General features: G+C 46.6%; 20 protein-coding genes, 6 tRNA genes and 1 riboswitch. Of the genes, 18 read left to right on the forward strand and 8 right to left on the reverse strand.

Annotated features, from left to right (window positions below; translation table 11 throughout):
* Positions 1–142: 142 nt before the first annotated feature.
* A complete protein-coding gene (locus tag GCU48_RS17710; RefSeq protein WP_208811859.1) occupies positions 143–2,347 on the forward strand; it encodes a Tex family protein in 2,205 nt (734 codons plus the stop codon).
* A gap of 119 nt (positions 2,348–2,466) precedes the next feature.
* Here the strand turns inward: GCU48_RS17710 and cmpA are convergent, their stop codons facing one another.
* Positions 2,467–2,601 (reverse strand): cortex morphogenetic protein CmpA, encoded by a 135-nt coding sequence (cmpA, locus tag GCU48_RS17715; RefSeq protein WP_007429337.1) that lies wholly within the window; start codon positions 2,599–2,601, stop codon positions 2,467–2,469.
* Positions 2,602–2,744: 143 nt separating this feature from the next.
* Here cmpA and GCU48_RS17720 point away from each other — a divergent pair, with 143 nt between their 5' ends.
* From GCU48_RS17720 to GCU48_RS17730, 3 genes are all read left to right on the forward strand, one after another.
* The gene (locus tag GCU48_RS17720; RefSeq protein ID WP_025718666.1) at positions 2,745–3,233 is read left to right on the forward strand and encodes a SprT family protein; all 489 of its coding nucleotides are present in this window, start codon (positions 2,745–2,747) and stop codon (positions 3,231–3,233) included.
* A gap of 44 nt (positions 3,234–3,277) precedes the next feature.
* Positions 3,278–3,353: transfer RNA gene (locus GCU48_RS17725), tRNA-Asn, on the forward strand.
* 1 nt (position 3,354) lies between these two features.
* Positions 3,355–3,443 (forward strand) — tRNA-Ser (locus GCU48_RS17730).
* A 100-nt stretch (positions 3,444–3,543) separates the two neighbouring features.
* Here GCU48_RS17730 and GCU48_RS17735 read toward each other — a convergent pair.
* Positions 3,544–4,419 carry a Cof-type HAD-IIB family hydrolase gene (locus GCU48_RS17735; RefSeq protein ID WP_152380926.1) on the reverse strand — a complete coding sequence of 292 codons (876 nt, stop codon included), beginning with the start codon at positions 4,417–4,419 and terminating at the stop codon, positions 3,544–3,546.
* Positions 4,420–4,487: 68 nt separating this feature from the next.
* Entirely contained in the window at positions 4,488–5,246 is a 759-nt protein-coding gene (locus GCU48_RS17740) for a DeoR/GlpR family DNA-binding transcription regulator (RefSeq protein WP_152380927.1), read from the reverse strand.
* A 244-nt stretch (positions 5,247–5,490) separates the two neighbouring features.
* On the opposite strand from GCU48_RS17740, the gene GCU48_RS17745 reads away from it, so the two are divergent.
* From GCU48_RS17745 to GCU48_RS17770, 6 genes are all read left to right on the forward strand, one after another.
* Positions 5,491–5,562, forward strand: a tRNA-Glu gene (locus GCU48_RS17745).
* Positions 5,563–5,649: 87 nt separating this feature from the next.
* Positions 5,650–5,725, forward strand: a tRNA-Lys gene (locus GCU48_RS17750).
* 15 nt (positions 5,726–5,740) lie between these two features.
* Positions 5,741–5,823, forward strand: a tRNA-Leu gene (locus GCU48_RS17755).
* 163 nt (positions 5,824–5,986) lie between these two features.
* Positions 5,987–6,442 carry a MarR family winged helix-turn-helix transcriptional regulator gene (locus GCU48_RS17760; protein ID WP_025715641.1) on the forward strand — a complete coding sequence of 152 codons (456 nt, stop codon included), beginning with the start codon at positions 5,987–5,989 and terminating at the stop codon, positions 6,440–6,442.
* A 185-nt stretch (positions 6,443–6,627) separates the two neighbouring features.
* Positions 6,628–7,002: a helix-turn-helix domain-containing protein gene (locus GCU48_RS17765; protein WP_025715643.1), complete on the forward strand. Its 375-nt coding sequence runs from the start codon at positions 6,628–6,630 to the stop codon at positions 7,000–7,002.
* A 65-nt stretch (positions 7,003–7,067) separates the two neighbouring features.
* Positions 7,068–7,451, forward strand: coding sequence for a helix-turn-helix domain-containing protein (locus GCU48_RS17770; RefSeq protein WP_025715645.1), 384 nt, complete (start codon positions 7,068–7,070; stop codon positions 7,449–7,451).
* A gap of 136 nt (positions 7,452–7,587) precedes the next feature.
* On the opposite strand, the gene GCU48_RS17775 is transcribed toward GCU48_RS17770, so the two are convergent.
* Entirely contained in the window at positions 7,588–7,809 is a 222-nt protein-coding gene (locus GCU48_RS17775; protein WP_152380928.1) for an XRE family transcriptional regulator, read from the reverse strand.
* A gap of 313 nt (positions 7,810–8,122) precedes the next feature.
* Entirely contained in the window at positions 8,123–8,770 is a 648-nt protein-coding gene (locus GCU48_RS17780) for an urease accessory UreF family protein (protein WP_152382199.1), read from the reverse strand.
* A 364-nt stretch (positions 8,771–9,134) separates the two neighbouring features.
* Between GCU48_RS17780 and GCU48_RS17785 the strand changes: the two genes are divergently transcribed.
* From GCU48_RS17785 to kdpC, 6 genes are all read left to right on the forward strand, one after another.
* Positions 9,135–9,217: transfer RNA gene (locus GCU48_RS17785), tRNA-Leu, on the forward strand.
* Between the two features lie 549 nt (positions 9,218–9,766).
* Positions 9,767–9,939: riboswitch (cyclic di-AMP (ydaO/yuaA leader) on the forward strand.
* 115 nt (positions 9,940–10,054) lie between these two features.
* Positions 10,055–10,450 (forward strand): hypothetical protein, encoded by a 396-nt coding sequence (locus tag GCU48_RS17790; RefSeq protein ID WP_025715648.1) that lies wholly within the window; start codon positions 10,055–10,057, stop codon positions 10,448–10,450.
* 181 nt (positions 10,451–10,631) lie between these two features.
* Positions 10,632–10,682, forward strand: coding sequence for a K(+)-transporting ATPase subunit F (kdpF, locus tag GCU48_RS29315; RefSeq protein WP_425280874.1), 51 nt, complete (start codon positions 10,632–10,634; stop codon positions 10,680–10,682).
* A 149-nt stretch (positions 10,683–10,831) separates the two neighbouring features.
* Positions 10,832–12,508, forward strand: a complete 1,677-nt coding sequence (kdpA, locus tag GCU48_RS17800) for a potassium-transporting ATPase subunit KdpA (protein ID WP_152380929.1) — start codon at positions 10,832–10,834, stop codon at positions 12,506–12,508.
* 52 nt (positions 12,509–12,560) lie between these two features.
* Complete coding sequence (gene kdpB / locus GCU48_RS17805; protein WP_152380930.1) at positions 12,561–14,591, forward strand: potassium-transporting ATPase subunit KdpB; 2,031 nt, start codon at positions 12,561–12,563, stop codon at positions 14,589–14,591.
* A 30-nt stretch (positions 14,592–14,621) separates the two neighbouring features.
* On the forward strand, positions 14,622–15,356 hold the full coding sequence (gene kdpC / locus GCU48_RS17810) for a potassium-transporting ATPase subunit KdpC (RefSeq protein WP_152380931.1): 735 nt from the start codon (positions 14,622–14,624) through the stop codon (positions 15,354–15,356).
* A 122-nt stretch (positions 15,357–15,478) separates the two neighbouring features.
* Here the strand turns inward: kdpC and GCU48_RS17815 are convergent, their stop codons facing one another.
* From GCU48_RS17815 to GCU48_RS17825, 3 genes are all read right to left on the reverse strand, one after another.
* Positions 15,479–16,672, reverse strand: a complete 1,194-nt coding sequence (locus tag GCU48_RS17815) for an MFS transporter (protein WP_152380932.1) — start codon at positions 16,670–16,672, stop codon at positions 15,479–15,481.
* 13 nt (positions 16,673–16,685) lie between these two features.
* Positions 16,686–17,228 carry a PadR family transcriptional regulator gene (locus tag GCU48_RS17820; protein WP_025716185.1) on the reverse strand — a complete coding sequence of 181 codons (543 nt, stop codon included), beginning with the start codon at positions 17,226–17,228 and terminating at the stop codon, positions 16,686–16,688.
* A 218-nt stretch (positions 17,229–17,446) separates the two neighbouring features.
* Positions 17,447–18,766, reverse strand: a complete 1,320-nt coding sequence (locus tag GCU48_RS17825) for an Nramp family divalent metal transporter (RefSeq protein WP_152380933.1) — start codon at positions 18,764–18,766, stop codon at positions 17,447–17,449.
* 249 nt (positions 18,767–19,015) lie between these two features.
* Between GCU48_RS17825 and GCU48_RS17830 the strand changes: the two genes are divergently transcribed.
* Positions 19,016–19,342: a hypothetical protein gene (locus tag GCU48_RS17830; RefSeq protein ID WP_152380934.1), complete on the forward strand. Its 327-nt coding sequence runs from the start codon at positions 19,016–19,018 to the stop codon at positions 19,340–19,342.
* Between the two features lie 131 nt (positions 19,343–19,473).
* On the forward strand, positions 19,474–19,893 hold the full coding sequence (locus GCU48_RS17835) for a thiol-disulfide oxidoreductase DCC family protein (protein WP_370880998.1): 420 nt from the start codon (positions 19,474–19,476) through the stop codon (positions 19,891–19,893).
* Position 19,894 lies beyond the last annotated feature (1 nt).

A 19,894-nucleotide genomic window follows, 5' to 3' on the forward strand; every position in this document is an offset into this window, starting at 1 on the left:
GCTTGGGCGCTGCCCTTTTGCATGTCCAGGGAAAATGCAGGCAGGGCCTCACTCTAGCGTCACCTGCTGGCGCTTTGAATCGTTTTTTGTGATAATGAAAGACATGATGTATGACAAGAGCTGTAAGGAAGAAGGGATAGGTTTGTCTAACGAGGAAGCAAAGACGGAAATCGGACAGGAGCCGAACGAAGCAGAACGCCAGGAGCGGATTGTCAAACAAGTGGCGAGAGAGCTGTCGCTGGCACTCAAGCAAATTCGGACAACGATCAGTTTGCTGGATGAAGGGAATACGATTCCTTTTATCGCACGATATCGTAAGGAAATGACAGGAGAGCTGGACGAAAACCAGCTGCGTGAAATTGAAGACCGTGTGCTGTATTTACGTAATCTGGAGGATCGTAAGGTAGAGGTCATCCGCATCATTGAGGAGCAGGGCAAGCTGACGGAAGACCTGCAGACCGCTATCACCTCTGCGGTTAAGCTTCAGGAAGTGGAGGATCTGTACCGTCCCTATCGGCAAAAGCGCAAAACCCGCGCGAGTGTGGCGAAGGAACGCGGACTGGAGCCACTGTCTATCTGGATATGGAGCCAGCCTAAGCAGGGCGATGCCCTGAAAGAAGCCGAATCCTATGTGAATGCAGAGCTGGGAGTTGAGAGCGCTGAAGCGGCTATCCAGGGAGCTTTGGACATTTTGGCGGAAAATATTGCAGACGATGCGACGATTCGCCAATGGGTACGTCGATATACACTCGACCATGGCATGTTGACCTCCGAAGCGAAGGACGCGGAGCAAGAGTCTGTGTATGAGAACTATTACAGCTATCGTGAGCTGGCCAAGAAAATGCCGCCCCACCGTATTCTGGCGATTAACCGCGGGGAACGTGAAGGCATTCTTAAGGTCGGACTGGAGGTAGCGCCAGATTCGATTTACAATTACGTGGCAGGCCAAGTGATTAAAGGCTCGTCCGTTGTGGAAGAGCTGCTGCGCAGCGTCATTGAGGATGCGTATAAAAGACTCATTGCGCCATCGATTGAGCGTGAGGTGCGTGCCGAAATGACGGAGAAGGGCGAGCAGCAGGCCATCTCTATCTTTGCAGGCAACCTGCGCAGCCTGCTGCTGCAGGCTCCGATCAAAGGCCGCCGTGTGCTTGGTGTCGATCCGGCATACCGGACAGGCTGCAAGCTGGCGGCTGTCGACGACACGGGCAAGCTGCTGGAAGTGGCCGTGACCTATCCGACGCCGCCGAACAACAAGAAGCGTGAGGCTGCCGAGAAGTTCAAGCAGCTGATTGCCCAATACGGCATTGAGCTGATCGTCATTGGTAACGGAACCGCTTCGCGCGAGACAGAGCAGTTCGTAGCTGAAGTCATCGCGGAGATTGGCGACAGCAATCTGGCGTACCTGATTGTCAATGAGGCGGGCGCGAGCGTCTATTCCGCCTCCAAGCTGGCACAGGAGGAGTTTCCGGATTTGGACGTGGCTGAGCGCAGTGCGGCCTCCATCGCCCGTCGTGTGCAGGACCCGCTGGCTGAGCTGGTCAAAATCGAGCCCAAAGCCATTGGGGTAGGCCAATACCAGCATGATGTATCGCAGAAGCATCTGGATGAAAGCTTGAAGGATGTTGTAGAATCGGCCGTTAACCATGTCGGTGTGGATGTGAACACCGCTTCCTCGGCACTGTTGTCCTACGTAGCGGGAATTAACGCAACGATCGCCAAAAATATCGTGAAGTACCGTGAAGAGAACGGTAAATTCAGCAACCGTCGTCAATTGCAAAAGGTCCCGCGCCTAGGTGCAAAAACCTACGAACAATCCATTGGCTTTATCCGTATACCGGGTGGAGAAAATCCGTTGGATCGTACGCCAATTCACCCGGAATCGTATGCCGTGGTAGACCGCTTGTTGGCTGAGCTGGGCATCAGTGCCCACGATTTGGGTACGAAGGCAGCAGCGCAGGCACTGAACGTCTCCAGCACCGAGCAATTGGCCGCCAAGCTGGAGGTTGGTGTCCCAACGTTGCGGGATATTCTGGAGAGTCTTCAGCGTCCGGGGCGTGACCCGCGTGATGAACTGCCGTTGCCGGTATTCCGCAAGGATGTGCTGAAGATCGAGGATCTGGCACCTGGGATGGAGCTTCAGGGAACCGTCCGCAATGTTATTGACTTTGGCGCATTTGTTGATATCGGTATTAAAAGTGACGGGTTGGTTCATATTTCACAGCTGCGCAGCGGCTTCGTGAAGCATCCGATGGATGTCGTATCTGTCGGCGATAATGTCACGGTCTGGGTGTTGAATGTCGATTTGAAAAAAGGCAGAGTGGGTCTGACAATGAAGCCTCCAGCATAGGCACAATCGCAGGCATAATACTATAAAGTCGCATAAGACCTGCTTACAAGGATATAACAAAAGCCGGAATCTCCGAACCAATCGGAGACTCCGGCTTTCATTTTTTGATGCCTTCGTGTTCACCCGTTGTTGGCATCAAACTCCACACCAGGGGCTTTATGATAAAAAAACCAACAATCGTTCAACAGTTTGATTTGACGACGGTCCTTTTTGTAAAAGGCCCGCATGAGCTGGTTGCTGAGCCATTGAGGCAAGTCAATCTCCTCCTCCGTGTTACTTCTGTATGTTTAGCATATGGGATGAGTACCTAAAGTGTGCTTGTGAATTAGGGTTAGACTTCGATCGTTATTTTGTAATATGCTTGTCGGTATGGGACAAAGGAGGAGAACAGGTAAGGATGGAGTCCAGGTCCATGAGTAATGAAGAGCTTCAGGAGTGGGTGGAGCATATTTCGCTGGAAAGCTTCGGTGTGCCATTTCGGCATCAAGCCCGTTTTAATGCGCGCCTGTCTTCTACAGGCGGTCGGTATTTTATGAAAAGTCATCATATTGAAATCAATCCACATCAGCTTGCAGCCTTCGGACGCTCTGAGGTGGAAAAAATTATTAAGCATGAGCTGTGCCACTATCATTTGCATCTGCGCGGAATGGGCTACCGACATCGGGATGCAGATTTCAAGGCATGGCTGGCCCGTGTAGGAGGAAGCAGGCATTGCCAAACCCTGCCGGGAAGATTGGAACGGAAGCCGCAGCCTTATCGTTACAAGCTGGTGTGCGTTTCTTGTGGACAGGAATACTTGCGGAAACGTAAAATGAATCCGCAGCGTTACCGCTGTGGTAAATGTGGAAGTAAACTCCGTTTGTTAGCACTTGACGGCACCCCCTGAATCATGGTAAATTAACCATACTGTATGAATATTTACAGTAATGTTCCCTGATAGCTCAGTTGGTAGAGCACTCGACTGTTAATCGAGTTGTCACAGGTTCGAGTCCTGTTCGGGGAGCCATGGAGAGGTACCCAAGTGGCTATAAGGGGACCCTCTGCTAAGGGGTTAGGCTGCGAAAGCGGTGCGAGGGTTCGAATCCCTCTCTCTCCGTTGTGTTTTGAAACAGAAAAAGGCGCTCGTATGCATCAGTATGATGCTTGCGAGCGTCCTTTTTTGTCTATAATCCGTTTTGAACATAACAGTATGATTTCTAATTTAACGTATCAGCTTCGACAGTTTTGAGTATGTTCAACAGAGCATGTGCAACGCCATCCTCCACATTGGTCAGGGTAACTTCAGAGCATATGGCCTTGATGTCATCTTTTGCATTGCCCATGGCGATGCCCTTCCCCGCCATCGTCAGCATGGAAATATCATTATAGCTGTCTCCGATCGCCACGGCTTCCTGCATAGGGATGCTCAGATGATTTGCCAGGAAACGCAATGCATTACCTTTGGATGCATCCTTATGCTCGACTTCAAAGTTATGGTCTGAGGAAATGACCATGTTTAGGCCGCCGAGATTCCGGTAACGCTCACGGCCCTGCTCCAGCTTGGTTGGATCAAAGGAGAAACAGAGCACGTTATAAATCTCCACATCCAGTGGAATGTCCTCATATGAGGCGATACGGACAAGCCCCGTCTGTTCATATTGCTTTTCGGCTGCGTGTAATAAAGTATCCAGAGAAATATTCGGGTTGGCGCTTAACAGACGGTCCATCTCCACAGCAAGCAGCTGATGTCCGTTTTGTGGAGAATATATAGCGCGGTCTGTCGTGACCTCATAATAAAAATCGTTTGCGCGCAGCCAGCTCAGGACTTCAAAGGTTTCATCTCTGTCCATGGGTGTTGAGGTTAGCGGGCGCCGATGCACATCATGTACGGTGGCGCCGTTTGCTCCGATGACAGGGGCTACTAGTCCGGCTTCCTCCAGCTTTGTCCAGGCATCATAAGCGGCTCTACCAGTGGCAATTGCCACCTGAACGCCTTGCTGCTGCACTTGGCGTATAGCCTTCGCGTTCGCTTTGCTTATTTTTCCTTCCTCATTCAGCAGTGTTCCATCCATATCAATCGCAAACAGTTTCATTTCTCCATCTCCTGTCTTTTTTATATCTCTTGTATGGGTCTTGAACTACAGCAGATCGACTTCATTTTCTATGAGGGGACAATGACCTCAATATCATGATGTTGAAAGATCTCCAGCATTTCCGCGTCTGGCAAGCGGTCGGTGATCACAGTATTGACTTCGGACAGATCGGCAAAGCGGTAAGGGAATTTTTTTCCGAATTTTGTATGGTCCGCAAGGACAATGACCTGATCCGCCTGTTTCATCATTTGATGCATCAGCATACCGTCCTCCTCGTGATACACACTCAGTCCATGGGGGGCTATACCTCCAACCCCGATAAAGGCTTTGTCCACAAAATAGTGGGACAAGGTGGCGATGACGGAGGAACCATATACGTATCGGTGTTCTTTTTGCAGGCGGCCTCCCAACAGATGAATGGAGACACCTTCTTTTCCGGATAGCACGTCAGCTTGATTAATTGAATTGGTGATGACCGAGCATTCCTGTACATTTAGTTTTTCTGCACACGCCTGCACAGTCGTGGAGGAATCCAATATGATGCGATCCTTATCACGTATCATATTGGCGGCCAGTTGTCCGATCGCTTGCTTTTCTGCAGATAGAGTGAGCAGTCTTTCGTTATAATTTCTAACGGAATCGTGGAGTGAGGGGAGGAGAGCGCCACCGCGAGTGCGAATAATCTTTTGATGCTCCTCGAGCTTTACCAAATCCCGACGCGCTGTATCCCGTGAAACATTAAAAATTTCGCAAATATCGTCCACCGAAATGCGCTTATGAAGTTGTAAGTACTCAACGATCTGTAGCATTCGTTCTTCCTGATACATAAGCAAGCCCCTTTGATATAAAATGATTTCGATTTATGTAAGTAATTATAAGTAAATATAAGTGAATTTGCAATAAAGTATTCATACAACTGTGATTTTAAATGTAAATAGATGCATTTCGTAAGTGAATATGCGTTTTATAATTTAGTGAATGTTTTATTTGAAATTTTTAAAATTAAGTATTGCCATCCTCTAATCTATTTGATATACTCTTTCTTGTCGCCAAGTTGGTGTATAAAAATAAGGCCCGTTGGTCAAGGGGTTAAGACACCTCCCTTTCACGGAGGTAACAGGGGTTCGAATCCCCTACGGGTCATTGTTGTCTTTACAGACTACAATGTTGCATGCTTAAGGGGAATTCCTGAGGTCTGGTCTAATGGCGGACAGCTTGGATGAATAGCATGAGCCATTAGCTCAGTTGGTAGAGCACCTGACTTTTAATCAGGGTGTCGAAGGTTCGAGTCCTTCATGGCTCACCATTTATATTTTGTTATGCGGTCGTGGTGGAATGGCAGACACGCTATCTTGAGGGGGTAGTGAGCGTACGCTCGTGGAGGTTCGAGTCCTCTCGACCGCATCAATGGAATAAACGGAAAAGTCTCTCGCGGTAGAGGCTTTTTTTTGTTTGCTTAGTGATGTATAAAGTAATGATTATGAAGAAATAATGATTCCGTAGTATAATATAACGCCATAATGTTATAAAATGATAAGTATAAACTTATGAAGTGACGGTGAAAAATATGGACACTCAACTGTTAGGAAATATATCAGAAAATATTTTGGGCTTGTTTCCGATTGTGAAGAAGAAATTTTTCACCTACGGTCCGCTTGATTTCCCTTTACATTTGTCGCCGAACAACTTTCAGGTATTACTACTGCTGCGAGAAGTGCGCTCGTCTACCGTATCGGATTTGTCCAAACAGCTTAATGTCTCGCGTCCGAACATGACTCCTCTTCTGGATAAGCTGGTGGAGCATGGGCTGGCTGACCGCCAGTCGTGTGACTCGGATCGCAGAGTCGTGAATGTGGCTATTACAGAAGAAGGCGACGCTTTTTGTGAACAGGTATTTCATACCTTTTCCAATAAAATTCAAGAGAAACTGGTGTTTTTGCCAGAAGAAGAATTATTGCACTTGAGCGAAACTCTAAATGAATTGAAGCAGATTTTACTTAAAATCGACAACTCTACTCCGTAATTGGTGTACAAGAGCTGACTAAAGACCGCCGTTTTCTTCGGAAAATGAGCGGTTTTTGTTGCATATTGTGGTATAATGAAAATCAACATACATAATTCGGCAATTTTGTCACACGTGATCTTTGAAATGGGGACAGGGGACATGATATCGTTATTTGAGAGTCTGCTAGGGAGGAAGGAGCTTCTATGCAATCTATTTACCAACGTATTGAGCACCTTATCAAGGAACGGGGAATGACCAAAAAAGCGTTCTGCGAGCAGTTGGGTATTAGTACGGGGAACTTTGGAGATTGGAAAAGAGGAAAAACGACGCCGGGCACGAATAAACTCCTTGAAATCGCTTCGTTTTTTAATGCTAGTCTGGATTGGATCATGCTGGGGCGAGATGTGCGGGGTGAGGCGCTAAAGGAGTCGAAAGACCCTTATTTTTTTGAGGCTTCAGGGCAACTGAATTGCCAGGGGGAACCGCTAAGTGAGGCGGAAAAGGATTTTATACTTGAGTATATTGAATTTACTCGTTTTCGTAAAGAGAAAAAACACGGCAATTCAAATGCCGAATAATGATTTGCTTGAGGCTTTAGTTGATATTTCATAAGTAAAAGTTATGGTGTCGGAGGGGAAATATTGTGGGAGATCAAACTATTTATCAGCGGATTGAAGCTTTGATTAAGGATCGGGGAATGACCAAAAAGGCGTTTTGTGAAAAGCTTAAAATCAGTTCAGGGAATCTTGGGGACTGGAGAAGAGGGAAAACAACGCCGGGTACGATGCATCTAATTCAGATCTCGGACTTTTTTAACGTATCGCTCGACTGGTTAATGAAAGGGATCAAGCCGGGGGAAGGCGTACTCCAGGAGCAAAAGGCTGCTTATTTTTTTGGGGTGATGGGGCCATTGAATTGCCAGGCAGAAGATCTGGAAGCGGAGGAACAGAATTTTATTTTAGAATATGTTGAGTTTGCAAAATACCGTAAGCAAAAAAAAGAGAATAATAAAACAAAGCCAGAATGATCCTTTTACTGGAGAAGGAGACTACCCAGGATTGAAAACCCGTAAAACGGACTGGCGGGTTCGAATTACGAGTTTTTTGGGGTTGTAGGAATATATGGAGTGCCATATATGTAACTGGAACCCGTGCATGTTGGTTTTAGAGTGGTGGTGCCTCCTTATAGTCGTTATCGTCGATATTCAGAATTGCAGCAACTTGTTTTCTGTACCTTTGTGCTTTGCGGGTGCCATGAATCAGATTGGATAAACGTGAAGGCGGAATGCTGTGTGTCTCGCAAAATGTTTTCTGATCCAATCGGAGTTCGACAAGCCGTTGTTTGATGGCCCACCCGAAGGAGGTGACAGGCATTTTGTTATTCAAGAGAAATCGCCCCTTACGGATTCTTGCGGAATAATTGGTGTGTTATAATAATCATCAGTAAACATGTTAGAATTAACCATCTAAAACCATAATACACTTTTATACGTGTTTTTACAATCGTAAATACGTTATTTCATTAAATTAATCACTTAAATAAGTGGGGATTTGCAAAATCCTGAAGTATTAGATGACCTGAATCATTCATTTAGAGCCTGTTAATGGTGTGGAATTGCGGTTATGCTTGGATAAAAAGCACTCTGCCACTTGAGGAAAGCGGTAGAGTGCTTTTAGTGTTGGCGCTAGACTGGACTGGTCAAGCGATGCATCGGGGGGATGCTGGAAGGCGTTTGGGTAGGCCGGGGGAGGGAAACAGCCCTGCTTCATTCAGTCGGCTTTTACGGCTCATATAAGGCGGCTGAGTAATGTAGGAACTGGACCAATGTTTATGAAGCAGTTCGTGCTGAAATGTAGCTGACCCAGACACATTGAACTTTTTCCAGGTGGTGAGCAATTCGTCGGTCATGCGCTCGATGAGAGGATTTTTTTCCTCGTAAGGTGTATTTAGCAGCTTGGAAGCATCTTCGACACAGAAGGATACTGCTGCGGCAAGATAGCCGTGAATAGTCTGCTCCACATCATTTCCAAGGAGCAGGTTAATCCAGGTATGAATGGTAGCGAGTGTACCAATTGCGCTGTATTGAATAAGTATGGCTTCAAGCTGGTCAAATTCAAGCCAAGGATAGAGCGCTTTGGCAAGCTTGATCAGACGCTGACCAGACAGACGTGACTCTTTCGCGTGCTGTAGAGAGGAACGTTGGGTATGCAGCAGCTTATCAATAAGAGCGATACGCCAACCATCCTCCTGTTGAATGGCGACATACAGGCTTTTGATGGCCCTGCCGTCAAGCGTTGTGAATTGAGGATACAAGTCGTTCCGCATATAATGTTCCAGGTCTTGCAGACAGGTCAAGCGCCCGTTTCGGAATAGTTCCTCCAATCCGTAAGTACGGGTAAAGCCGCCGACGGGTAGGGAAGAGTCCAACAATAATGCGTAATTTAGTAAGCGATTGCCTTTATGCAGGGTGGTTCGCCTCCTTGAGATGAGTAATTATGTTATATTATTTAACATTAAAAACAGTTTATTAGAATTTATTAAAGTTTTGTGTAATATATATTCACATTTGTATTGCTGAAATGTCAAATTAAATATTTTTATAGCTTTTATATATTACTTAATATTACATATAAAATAATTATTAAAATTGGGTTTACAAATATAAGCTATGGGAGTATAATAAATCCGTTGCCTCAAAACATTATGATTTGCGGTCGTGGTGGAATGGCAGACACGCTATCTTGAGGGGGTAGTGGGCGTACGCCCGTGGAGGTTCGAGTCCTCTCGACCGCATTATATGTAAGACATGATTACAAATAGCAATAACCCAAAAAAGCATCCTGACACGTTTTGCGTGAAGGGGTGCTTTTTTTGTTTTAAACGAATCTTATTTATCCCGCAAGAGCTTTTCAATATCTTCTGCCAGCTTACCGGAGTTGCAAGTCGCAATAGATGTAACGTGTGTTTTGTTATTGTAAAATCGCATTTTGTTCAAAACGGTAAATTGCGCAGCAAATAGAGCGAATTGCTGTGCTTCTCATCGTAAAAGCAGGCTCAATCGGCGTTTATCTGGTGCATATAGCACATTTACTTTCGCTTTTACAATAAAAGGACAAAACTCGTCCCATTACGCCAATATTGACATGCCTTTCATTTTCAAAAAGGGGTGAAAAACAGAGATTCAAGGAGATGGGAGAAGCATAGTCATGTTGTAAGCGTTATTATTGATATTTTGTGCTCCAAAGAACGATTTATAACCCCACAGGTGAGCTTTACAGTGTTCCTTGTGCGGGTGTATGATTCAAGACGTAATTTCAATTAACAAGAATGAAGCAGCAACGAATTATTTAAGCGCTGAATTTTGCAAATGCAAGAGCGGGGGAACCAATCGGGATTAATTCGGCTCTGGAAGCCGTGGTCTCATGGGGTGAATTTTCTGGCCAAGTGCCAGAAATAGGGCGACTCTCACGTCCAAATCCGACAGCTAACCTCGTAAGCGTACAGGGAGAGGCAACAAACCGCCGTGTGCAGCCATGGTTTATTTTATCATGGATATGTAAGAAGCCGGAGGAAAGCCTTTTTCCTTCGGCTTCTTTTTGTTGTCTTTTTATACCGGGAGAGGAGCTACTGATGGAAGGTCGGTTAATTATTGTCACTGCACCGAATGAAGCGGGCAGAAGTTTTGTGAAGTTGCTCATGTTCAAAAAACTGGCGTTTGCGGTACTCACCAATAGCGCTCAGGAGGAACGACAGCTCAAAAAAATGGGTGTGGAGCACATTGTACGCATCAATACGATGCAAGCGGGAAAATGGAATTTTCCCAAAAAAGAAATTGGCAGCGTGTATTTGTTCGAAAACAGCTTGAATCTGACTTGCCGTTTCCTGCAAATATGTCGGCCACTGACATCAGATTTGATCTATGTCATCACGCACGGCTGCAATCCACAAGGAATTTATCGGGGATTGGGAGCGGATCATGTGATTTACACATTGAACGGAGAGGTGGGTTTTCTGCTGAACGGATAAGCGCTTATAACATAGTTGTTTTATGATTTTTTATACGGGAGGGCTTGAACATGATGGATATATACATGCTGCTCGTGCTGGCTGTGAGTTATGGAGCGATACTGCTATTTGTACGCTGGTGTGATGCGCAGACCTCTAAAGGAGGGCGAAAAGGATGATTGTTGTGCTTGCGCTCACGGCTATGGTGTTGGTGTATTTAATCTACGCGCTCCTGAACCCTGAAAAGTTCTAATCAGCTATAAGATGAAGCGGACAAGAACAGCAGATCATGGATCAGGCTTCACAGATGGCGGTTTGGCGCAAACGTGTGCATTCGATTGGTGGTCTGAGTCAGGTCTGTTGTTCTACACACGCAGGAGCATTTTGAAGGAGGAATAGAGGATGGAGCTGCTGCAAATTGGGATTGTGATTGTCATATTGCTGCTCTTGGTAAAGCCAGTGGGCACTTATATGTATCATGTATTTTCGAATGAACCGAATCGGACGGATCGGATTTTTGGCGGAACGGAAAAGCTAATTTATAAGATTGTAGGCTTGAAGAAGCTGGGGAGTATGCGCTGGACTACGTATGTTATGAGCTTTCTTGCTACCAATGTCGTGCTGGTAATCATCAGCTATGTGTTGTTGCGTTTGCAAGGAATGCTTCCCGGCAATCCGGCTGGAAACGGCAATATGGAAGCTTCATTGACTTTTAACACGGTGATCAGCTTTATGACCAATACGAATCTCCAGCATTATAGTGGAGAAAGCGGACTTACGTATCTGACACAGATGGCGTTTGTCACGATGATGATGTTCACTTCGGCTGCTTCCGGATTTGCTGTTGCTGCGTCCTTTATGAGAGGATTGACGCGGCGCGGTGAAGGAATGGGCAATTTTTTTCAAGATTTTATCAAGGCGATTATACGGATTTTCCTGCCGCTTGCCTTTGTGCTCACGCTGGTGCTGGTTGGATTGAAGGTACCGCAGACGCTACAGCCTACGGCGAATGTTACGACGCTGAGCGGAACACAGCAGCAGATTGCTTTGGGGCCGATTGCTTCCTTGGAATCCATCAAGCATTTGGGTACGAATGGAGGCGGTTATGCGGGAGCCAACTCTGCGCATCCTTTTGAGAATCCAAGTCCCTGGACGAACGTGCTGGAAATTTTGGCTATGTGGGTGATGCCGGCTTCGCTGCCGTATACCTTTGGATTGTTTGCCCGTAATCGCAAGCAGGGCTGGATTATTTTTAGCTCGATGATGGTATTGTTCCTCATTTTTCTGTCCATTACGTACGTATCTGAGAAGACGGGGAATCCACTGATACAGGCGCTGGGTGTGGATGCTTCTCAAGGAAGTATGGAAGGGAAAGAGGTGCGCTTTGGCATTGGACAATCGGCATTATTCACTGCGGTGACGACAGCGGCAACGACGGGCTCGGTCAATAATATGCATGACACTCTGACCCCGCTGGGTGGTATGGCTGCTTTGGGTGAAATGATGCTAAACGTCATTTTCGGCGGCAAGGGTGTCGGGCTGATGAACATGCTGATGTACGCGATTCTGGGTGTGTTTATATGCGGACTGATGGTCGGAAGAACCCCGGAATTTATGGGTAGGAAAATTGAAGGCAAGGAAATGAAGCTAATTGCGATTGCTATTCTGGTACACCCGTTTCTCATTCTGGCCCCGACGGCGCTCGCATTTATGAGTCATTGGGGATATGATGCGGTCACAAACCCCGGATATCATGGGCTGACTCAGGTGCTTTATGAATATGCGTCTTCTGCGGCAAATAACGGTTCGGGATTCGAAGGTCTCGCGGATAACAACGTGTTTTGGAACATTACGACAGGCGTAGTGATGTTCTTTGGACGGTATGTATCTATGGTTGCACTGTTGGCTGTTGCGGCTTCGTTGAATGCCAAAGCGCCGACTCCGGTGACGACGGGCACACTTCGCACGGACAACAAGCTGTTTGGGGCTATCCTGATCGGAGTTGTCCTGTTGATTGGTGCGTTGACCTTTTTGCCAGTCATCGTATTGGGGCCTGTAGCCGAATTTTTGACCATGTGATGAAGAATAGCATGAAGAAGAAAATGAGAATGGATGAACGGGGTGCTTGATCATGAAGGAACAACGTAAACGCATGCTGGATAAAAGCATCTTGAAGCATGCGATCAAGGATAGCTTTATGAAATTAAATCCGATGATCATGATGAAAAATCCTGTCATGTTCGTCGTGGAGATCGGTACACTGGTCGTGCTGCTCATGCTGCTGTTTCCTGGTTATTTTGGAACTGGCAACGAAATGGGCTTTAATCTAGCGGTTTTTATTATTCTGCTGTTCACACTGCTTTTTGCCAATTTTGCCGAAGCGCTTGCGGAGGGGCGGGGCAAGGCGCAAGCGGCCTCTTTGAAAAAATCCAAGCAGGATACACAAGCCAACAAGCTTGTCGGGGATGAGCTTCAGGTGGTCAGCTCGACTGAACTTCGCAAAGGTGACATTGTGATGGTGTCCCAGGGCGAGATGATTCCGAGTGATGGTGAGGTTATTGAAGGTCTTGCCTCAGTGGATGAATCCGCGATTACGGGAGAATCGGCTCCAGTGATCAAGGAATCGGGCGGTGATTTTTGCTCGGTAACGGGCGGGACACGGGTCGTGAGTGACCGCATTAAAGTGCGGATTACAACAGAGCCAGGCGAAACGTTTATTGATAAAATGATTTCGCTCGTGGAAGGGGCGCAGCGGCAAAAAACGCCGAATGAAATTGCGCTGAATACGCTGCTGATCAGCTTAACGATTATTTTTTTGATCGTGGTGGTCACGCTGGCTCCGATTGCCCGTCATTTTAACATCAATTTGCCTGTACCAGTCTTGATTTCGTTGCTGGTCTGTCTGATTCCGACCACGATTGGAGGGCTTCTGTCCGCTATTGGGATTGCCGGTATGGACCGGGTTACCCAGTTTAACGTGCTGGCGATGTCAGGCAAGGCGGTAGAGGCATCCGGGGACATCAACACGATGATTCTCGACAAAACGGGTACCATCACCTTCGGGAACCGGATGGCGAGTGAATTCGTGCCTGTAGGGGGCGTGGAGAAGGCAGAGCTAGTGAAGTGGGCAGCAATGAGCTCTATGAAGGATGAGACGCCCGAGGGACGCTCGGTGCTGGAATTGATGCGCAAGCAGGAGTACACGCTGGATGAATCTTTGGCGGCAGGCGGAGCCTTTATCGAGTTCAAGGCGGAAACCCGGATGAGTGGTCTGGATCTGGCTGATGGACGAAAGGTACGCAAGGGCGCGGTAGACTCAGTTCGGCAGTGGATCGTATCGCAAAACGGCAGCGTTCCAGCCGATCTGGAGGAAAAAGCCAATCAGGTGGCCTCTGAAGGAGGAACGCCGCTGGCAGTCGCGCTGGACGATCAGATATACGGGATTATTTATTTGAAGGACACGGTGAAGCCGGGTATGAAGGAGCGGTTCGATCAGCTCCGGGAAATGGGTATTCGTACGATTATGTGTACCGGGGATAATCCGCTGACCGCTGCTACTATTGCTCGTGAAGCAGGTGTGGACGATTTTGTAGCAGAAAGCAAGCCGGAGGATAAAATCGCAGTGATCCGCCGTGAGCAGGAGCAGGGCAAGCTGGTGGCTATGACCGGAGACGGCACAAATGATGCTCCTGCGCTGGCGCAGGCGGATGTCGGTCTTGCCATGAACAGCGGCACGGTCGCAGCCAAGGAAGCCGCCAATATGGTGGACCTGGATTCCGATCCGTCCAAAATTATTGAGGTGGTCGCTATCGGCAAGCAGCTGCTCATGACACGCGGCGCTCTGACAACGTTTAGTATCGCGAACGATGTTGCCAAATATTTTGCCATTATCCCGGCGATGTTCATGTTGGCCATTCCACAAATGGGCGCTTTGAACGTCATGGGGCTTGGCTCCCCGCTGTCTGCTATTTTGTCGGCGCTGGTCTTTAACGCGGTTATTATTCCGCTCCTGATTCCGCTGGCGATGAAGGGCGTAAAGTATAAGCCGATGAGCTCGGATCGTCTGCTCGGACGGAATTTGCTGATTTATGGTTTGGGCGGTATGGTGGTACCGTTTGTCGGCATTAAGGCCATTGATTTGCTGGTGCATTTATGGATTTAAAGCAGCCTGTAAAAGGATGCATTTCAGATAATGGAAGCGGAAAGGGTGAGCAACATGAGTGGGTTTTATCGGATGATGTCTGGTCGTAGATTTGCTGCACACGAAAAAGCCGGGTCTGCCGGACAAGGTGGCAGCAACCGTACAGAGACGGACGCTATGTCAGAGGGGCAGCCGGAGAGACAGGAGATGCGAGGAAGTACAATCGTTGGAGTCGCTTTGCGAACCTCGGTGCTGATGATCCTCTTGTGCGGCTTGGCATACCCGCTGGTCAGTACAGGAGTGGCACAGGTATTGTTTCCGCAGCAGGCGGGCGGCAGCATGCTACAGGATGCGGAGGGACGGATTGTTGGCTCTGAGCTGATCGGGCAATCCTTTGCCAATCCGGCCTTTTTCCAAGGTCGGGTGTCGAGCATTGATTATAATGGGGCTGGTTCAGGCTCAAATAACTACGCACCATCGAATCCGGCCTTGATACAGCGAGTCCAGGATTCCATTGCCGCTTGGCAGAAACAAAATCCAGATGTGCCGATTAGCCAGGTTCCGGTGGACTTGATTACGAACTCCGGTTCAGGCCTGGACCCGCACATCTCGCCACAGGCGGCACAGGTGCAAATTCCGCGCATTAGCCGCTTGACGGGAATCGCGCAGGATCAGCTGAAAGCACTGGTACAGGAGCAAACAGAAGGCCGTAGTGCCGGAGTGTTCGGAGAGCCGCGTGTGAACGTGCTCAAGCTGAACCTCGCGCTTGAAGCGCAAAGAAGGTAGAGCCTGTAAGGCCATAGATGGATCAAAAAAAGGTATTCCCGAGCGATAAGCTTGAGGGATACCTTTTTTACGGGATTGGAATTATCTGGGATGGATAAAGCTGCAAGGAAGCGCTTCATTCCTTATGGGAGATATGAATTTTTGGCTTTCCTTAAGGCTGAAGCGAGTACGAACATGTATATAAATACAATAATGCCTATGATTAAATAAGATAACTTAATATTCATTAGATCCGTAAGAGTACTGCTCAAAATAGGGCCGATCATTAGGCCAATCGAGTATGCCGTGTTATAGAGTGCAAAAGTAATTCCATAAGAATGAATTCCACTTCGTTGAGAAATATCAGCAAGTTGGGGTAAGCAGGGAGCAAGGACCATGCCCATGCTAACCCCTAAAACAGCTAAAATAATAGCTTGAAACGATAATATTTCTGGAAGTGCAGTCAGAGGAAGAGCAATGGATACCATAAGTAGACCGAGGAGAATTCCATTTTTATAACCAATCTTACTGGAAAACTGTCCTATAAAAGGTGTTGCCAGGCCATAAGCAAGTGTGGGAATGGCAAATAATAATCCAATAAGTCCAGGGTTAGCGCTAAAATTGTGCTGTAGGTGTAACGGTAATGTTGGCTCAAGTACGCTTGGGATGGATGCGCCGATAATCACAACTCCAATAACCAAAAGCAAATCTTTATTTTTCATGAACGAGAAAGGGGAAATATACTTTTCATTTTTTGCTTCCGGAATATCATGCAGCAGTATTAACCGAAGTACAGCATCAATGACAGCCAGGGAGATGGCAAAGTAAAAAGGAAGCTGGTAACTTCCCCATTGATACAACCAACCGCCAATTGTCGGTCCGAGAAGGGTTCCGGCGGCTTGACCGGATAATGCCAAGCCCATAGCTTTGCCACGTTCTTCAGATGGATATTGATCAGCCAAGAGAGCGAGCCCTGCTGTCCAGGTCATTGCGGCGGCGATTCCCTGAAGAGCACGTGCCAGTACAAGCAGCCAGAGGGTGTGGGCTATGGCGAACATTAAAGTGGAGGCTATGAGTCCAATTAACCCCCATAATAAAGGTGTCTTTCTCCCAATCCGATCCGTTAATAAGCCAAAAACAGGTGTAGCTATAAATAATGCGATTGCATAATTGCTGAATAAAAAACCGATTTCGGTTTGAGTTGCTCCCAAAGAATCTGCGTACCTTGGCAAAATGGGGACGACTAATCCATAGATTAACATATCAATGAATACAGCTAATCCAACAACAATTAGAGCAGCTTTTTGCTTATTCTGTGCTCCTTTACTCCGTTTCATGATTACATCCTCCTTATAAATTTCTTCTGATTTCCTCTTTAATTTGTTTTACAAATTTTAATTGAAGCTCGCATTGATCATAAATATTTCTGAAAATTAACATGACGTTTACGGGGATATCCATAAGTTCAGCTTTTTGTTCTTGCCCTAGTTTCATTTCTTTATAGATTTTTTCGATGGCTTGCTGCTGAAAACTTAAAGCTTCTTCAATTTCATGGAGCCCAGCCTCATCCATAAAAGTTAAAGCTGTGTACAGTGCTGTTGGAAACACAACAGAAGATTCTTTAAACGATTCGATTAAAAGCCGACTAAACTCACTTTTTCCAGCCTCCGTGATAGCATATATGGCTTTGGACCGGTTCCCTGTCTGTTCTAACGTTTCTAACTGTACAATTCCTTCTGAATCCATTTTTTTTAAGGCATGGTATATAGAAGCTGGTTGCACATAAGCCCATTTATCCGTTTGAGCGGATTGCATCTTTTGTTGTATCTCATATCCGGACATTGCTCCGTATTGTAATAAAAGCCCAAGAACCATTACACGTGTCGTACTCAAAATGATATCTCCTCTACATAGTTTGGTAATAAACATTTAATACTAAACATTTAGTATTGTGGTTTTACTGTATCATTACAAACTAAGGAAGTAAAGAATTTTGCATGAATGTACAGATATACGATTGGGAAAAGAAAAGAGATATCCTTACGCCTTTTATGGCGTTTTGGATATCTCCTTTTTTGGGTGTAGCCTAGGCATCTGCTAATGATTATTGTTCAACCTGAAATCGTCTGAATAATGAGTATCACATTCAAAACGATAATGACAGCGGTCACGATCCAGGTTAGTGCTTTTTGCCACGTTTTGTTCGCGAATTCACCCATGATCTTTTTGTCACTCGTAAAGAGCAACAGTGGGATGATGGCAAAGGGCAGCTGGATGGACAGAATGACCTGACTCAGTACAAGCAGTTCTTCTGCCCCCTTTTCACCGGCGATAGCAGTGACAATTACCGCTGGAATGATAGCGATGAGTCGGGTTATCAGACGACGCAGCCAAGGGGAAAGGCGGAGGTTGAGAAAGCCCTCCATAACGATTTGTCCGGCTAACGTACCTGTTACAGTCGAATTTTGGCCGGAGGCGAGCAATGCGATCCCGAATAGGATGCTTGCAAGTGTGGTTCCGAGCAAAGGCGACAGCAGATAGTAGGCATCGCTAATTTCAGCTACATCCGTTCTTCCGGCAGTATGGAACACCGCTGCTGCCACGATCAAAATGGCGGCATTAATGAAGAGAGCAAACATAAGCGCAATACTGGAATCCCAAGTTGCAAATTTAATAGCTTCCCGTTTACCTGCAGAAGTTTGCTCAAATTTGCGAGTTTGTACAATGGATGAATGCAGATAAAGATTGTGGGGCATTACGGTAGCACCCATAATACCGATAGCAATATACAGCATGCTAGGGTTGGTCAAAATTTGTGAATCTGGCACAAATCCGCCTAACACGCCGCCCCATGATGGCTGTGCCAAAATGAGATTGATGCCAAAGCACCCGGCAATTGTCGCCATTAGTACAATGACCAATGTTTCCAAAGCCCGAAAACCTTTGTTTTGTAGCAATAAAATGAGCATGACATCAAATGCGGTAATGATAACGCCATACAGTAGCGGTAGACCAAACAGCAGCTTCAATGCAATGGCTGAACCGATAACCTCGGCCAAATCCATGGCTGCAATGGCAATTTCGCATAAAAGCCATAAGCCGATTGCGACGGGACGACTATAGGCATCACGGCACATTTGTGCCAAATCTTTACCTGTGGCAATGCCAAGCTTGCCAGATAAGGCTTGCAGCAGAATAGCGATCAGGTTGGAGACCAGAATAACACTCAGCAGCGTGTAGCCGAATTTTGATCCGCCTGCAATGTCTGTAGCCCAATTGCCGGGATCCATATAGCCGACAGCGACCATATAGCCGGGTCCGGCAAAGGCGAGAAACTTCCGAAACCAGGTACCGTCTTTAGGGACGCTCAAGGAACGATTCACTTCCGACAGTGAAGCGATTTCCACCACGTTACCCTTCATATTTTTCATACGCTTCACCTTCTTTATTCATATTGAATTATAGTATTAGAGACATAACGATTACGTTATCCCTATTGTACACCTACAATAGTTTTTGTCCAGTGCAACTTTTGTGTGACCAAGCAAGTTAATCCTATTTTTTATGATTCATTGTGTGTGGTTCGTTTAAAGTACATACGGGAAGGAAATCATGTATTAACATGACGGTAGATCCCCGACCATTTGACATCAACGCCAAAATTCATTAAGATGGCTTAGGTGATTCTGGTCACCAGGTACGAAACAAATTTGAAAAATACGGGTGATACGATGTCTTACAGACCGAATATTGTTAATTTCACGCTGGCTGGCAGCAACGAAAAAGAAGGGCTTTATGAGTTTAAAATGAGTTTGGCCGATGGTACAGAGTGCCGCGTTTTTTCTCAACGTAATCCGGAGTGGACTTTGACGAATATTAGTCGACTGCTAACGACACCTTGCCCGGTATGCCATAAGGATTTTATCTGCAAGTGTATGGATCAGTTTCATGAAGAGCTTTTAGGGCAAATTCATGCCAAACAATTGTTCGAGAAAGCATTGAGCTAGTCCCCGAACAAGTAAAAGTCGATACCTTTCTAAACAAGCGTCGGATGATTTCGACGTTTTTTTGTTATATGGATTTTTGTTTTACGCATAAAGGCATGCAAGCTGTTGATTTCCTTGGAGGTGAAAGCATGATGAAGCAGTATGATCGTTTGGAGCATTCCATTGTGTTGGTGGATGGGGTATGCCATTTTTGTCAGGGGGCAGCCCGCTTTATTATCAAGCGTGACCCTGAGGGGATATTCCATTTTGGTTCCCTTCAATCCGAGGAAGGACAAAGGCTTTTACGTGCAGGAGGACTATCTACAGATCAGCTGGATACGTTTGTATTGATTGAAGACGGTATGTATTATACAAGGTCAACTGCGGCTCTGCGGATTGCCAGGCGTCTTCGTTTTCCATACCCGCTGGCCTATGCTTTCATTCTATTTCCCCGCTTTATGCGTGATGCTGTCTATAACTGGATAGCACGTAACCGATACCGCTGGTTTGGCAAGGATGAAGAGGATCAATGCCAGATCCCCCCACCAGAGATTCGGAAACGATTTTTTTAGC

The organism is Paenibacillus brasilensis, from assembly GCF_009363115.1.
Lineage (GTDB): Bacteria > Bacillota > Bacilli > Paenibacillales > Paenibacillaceae > Paenibacillus > Paenibacillus brasilensis.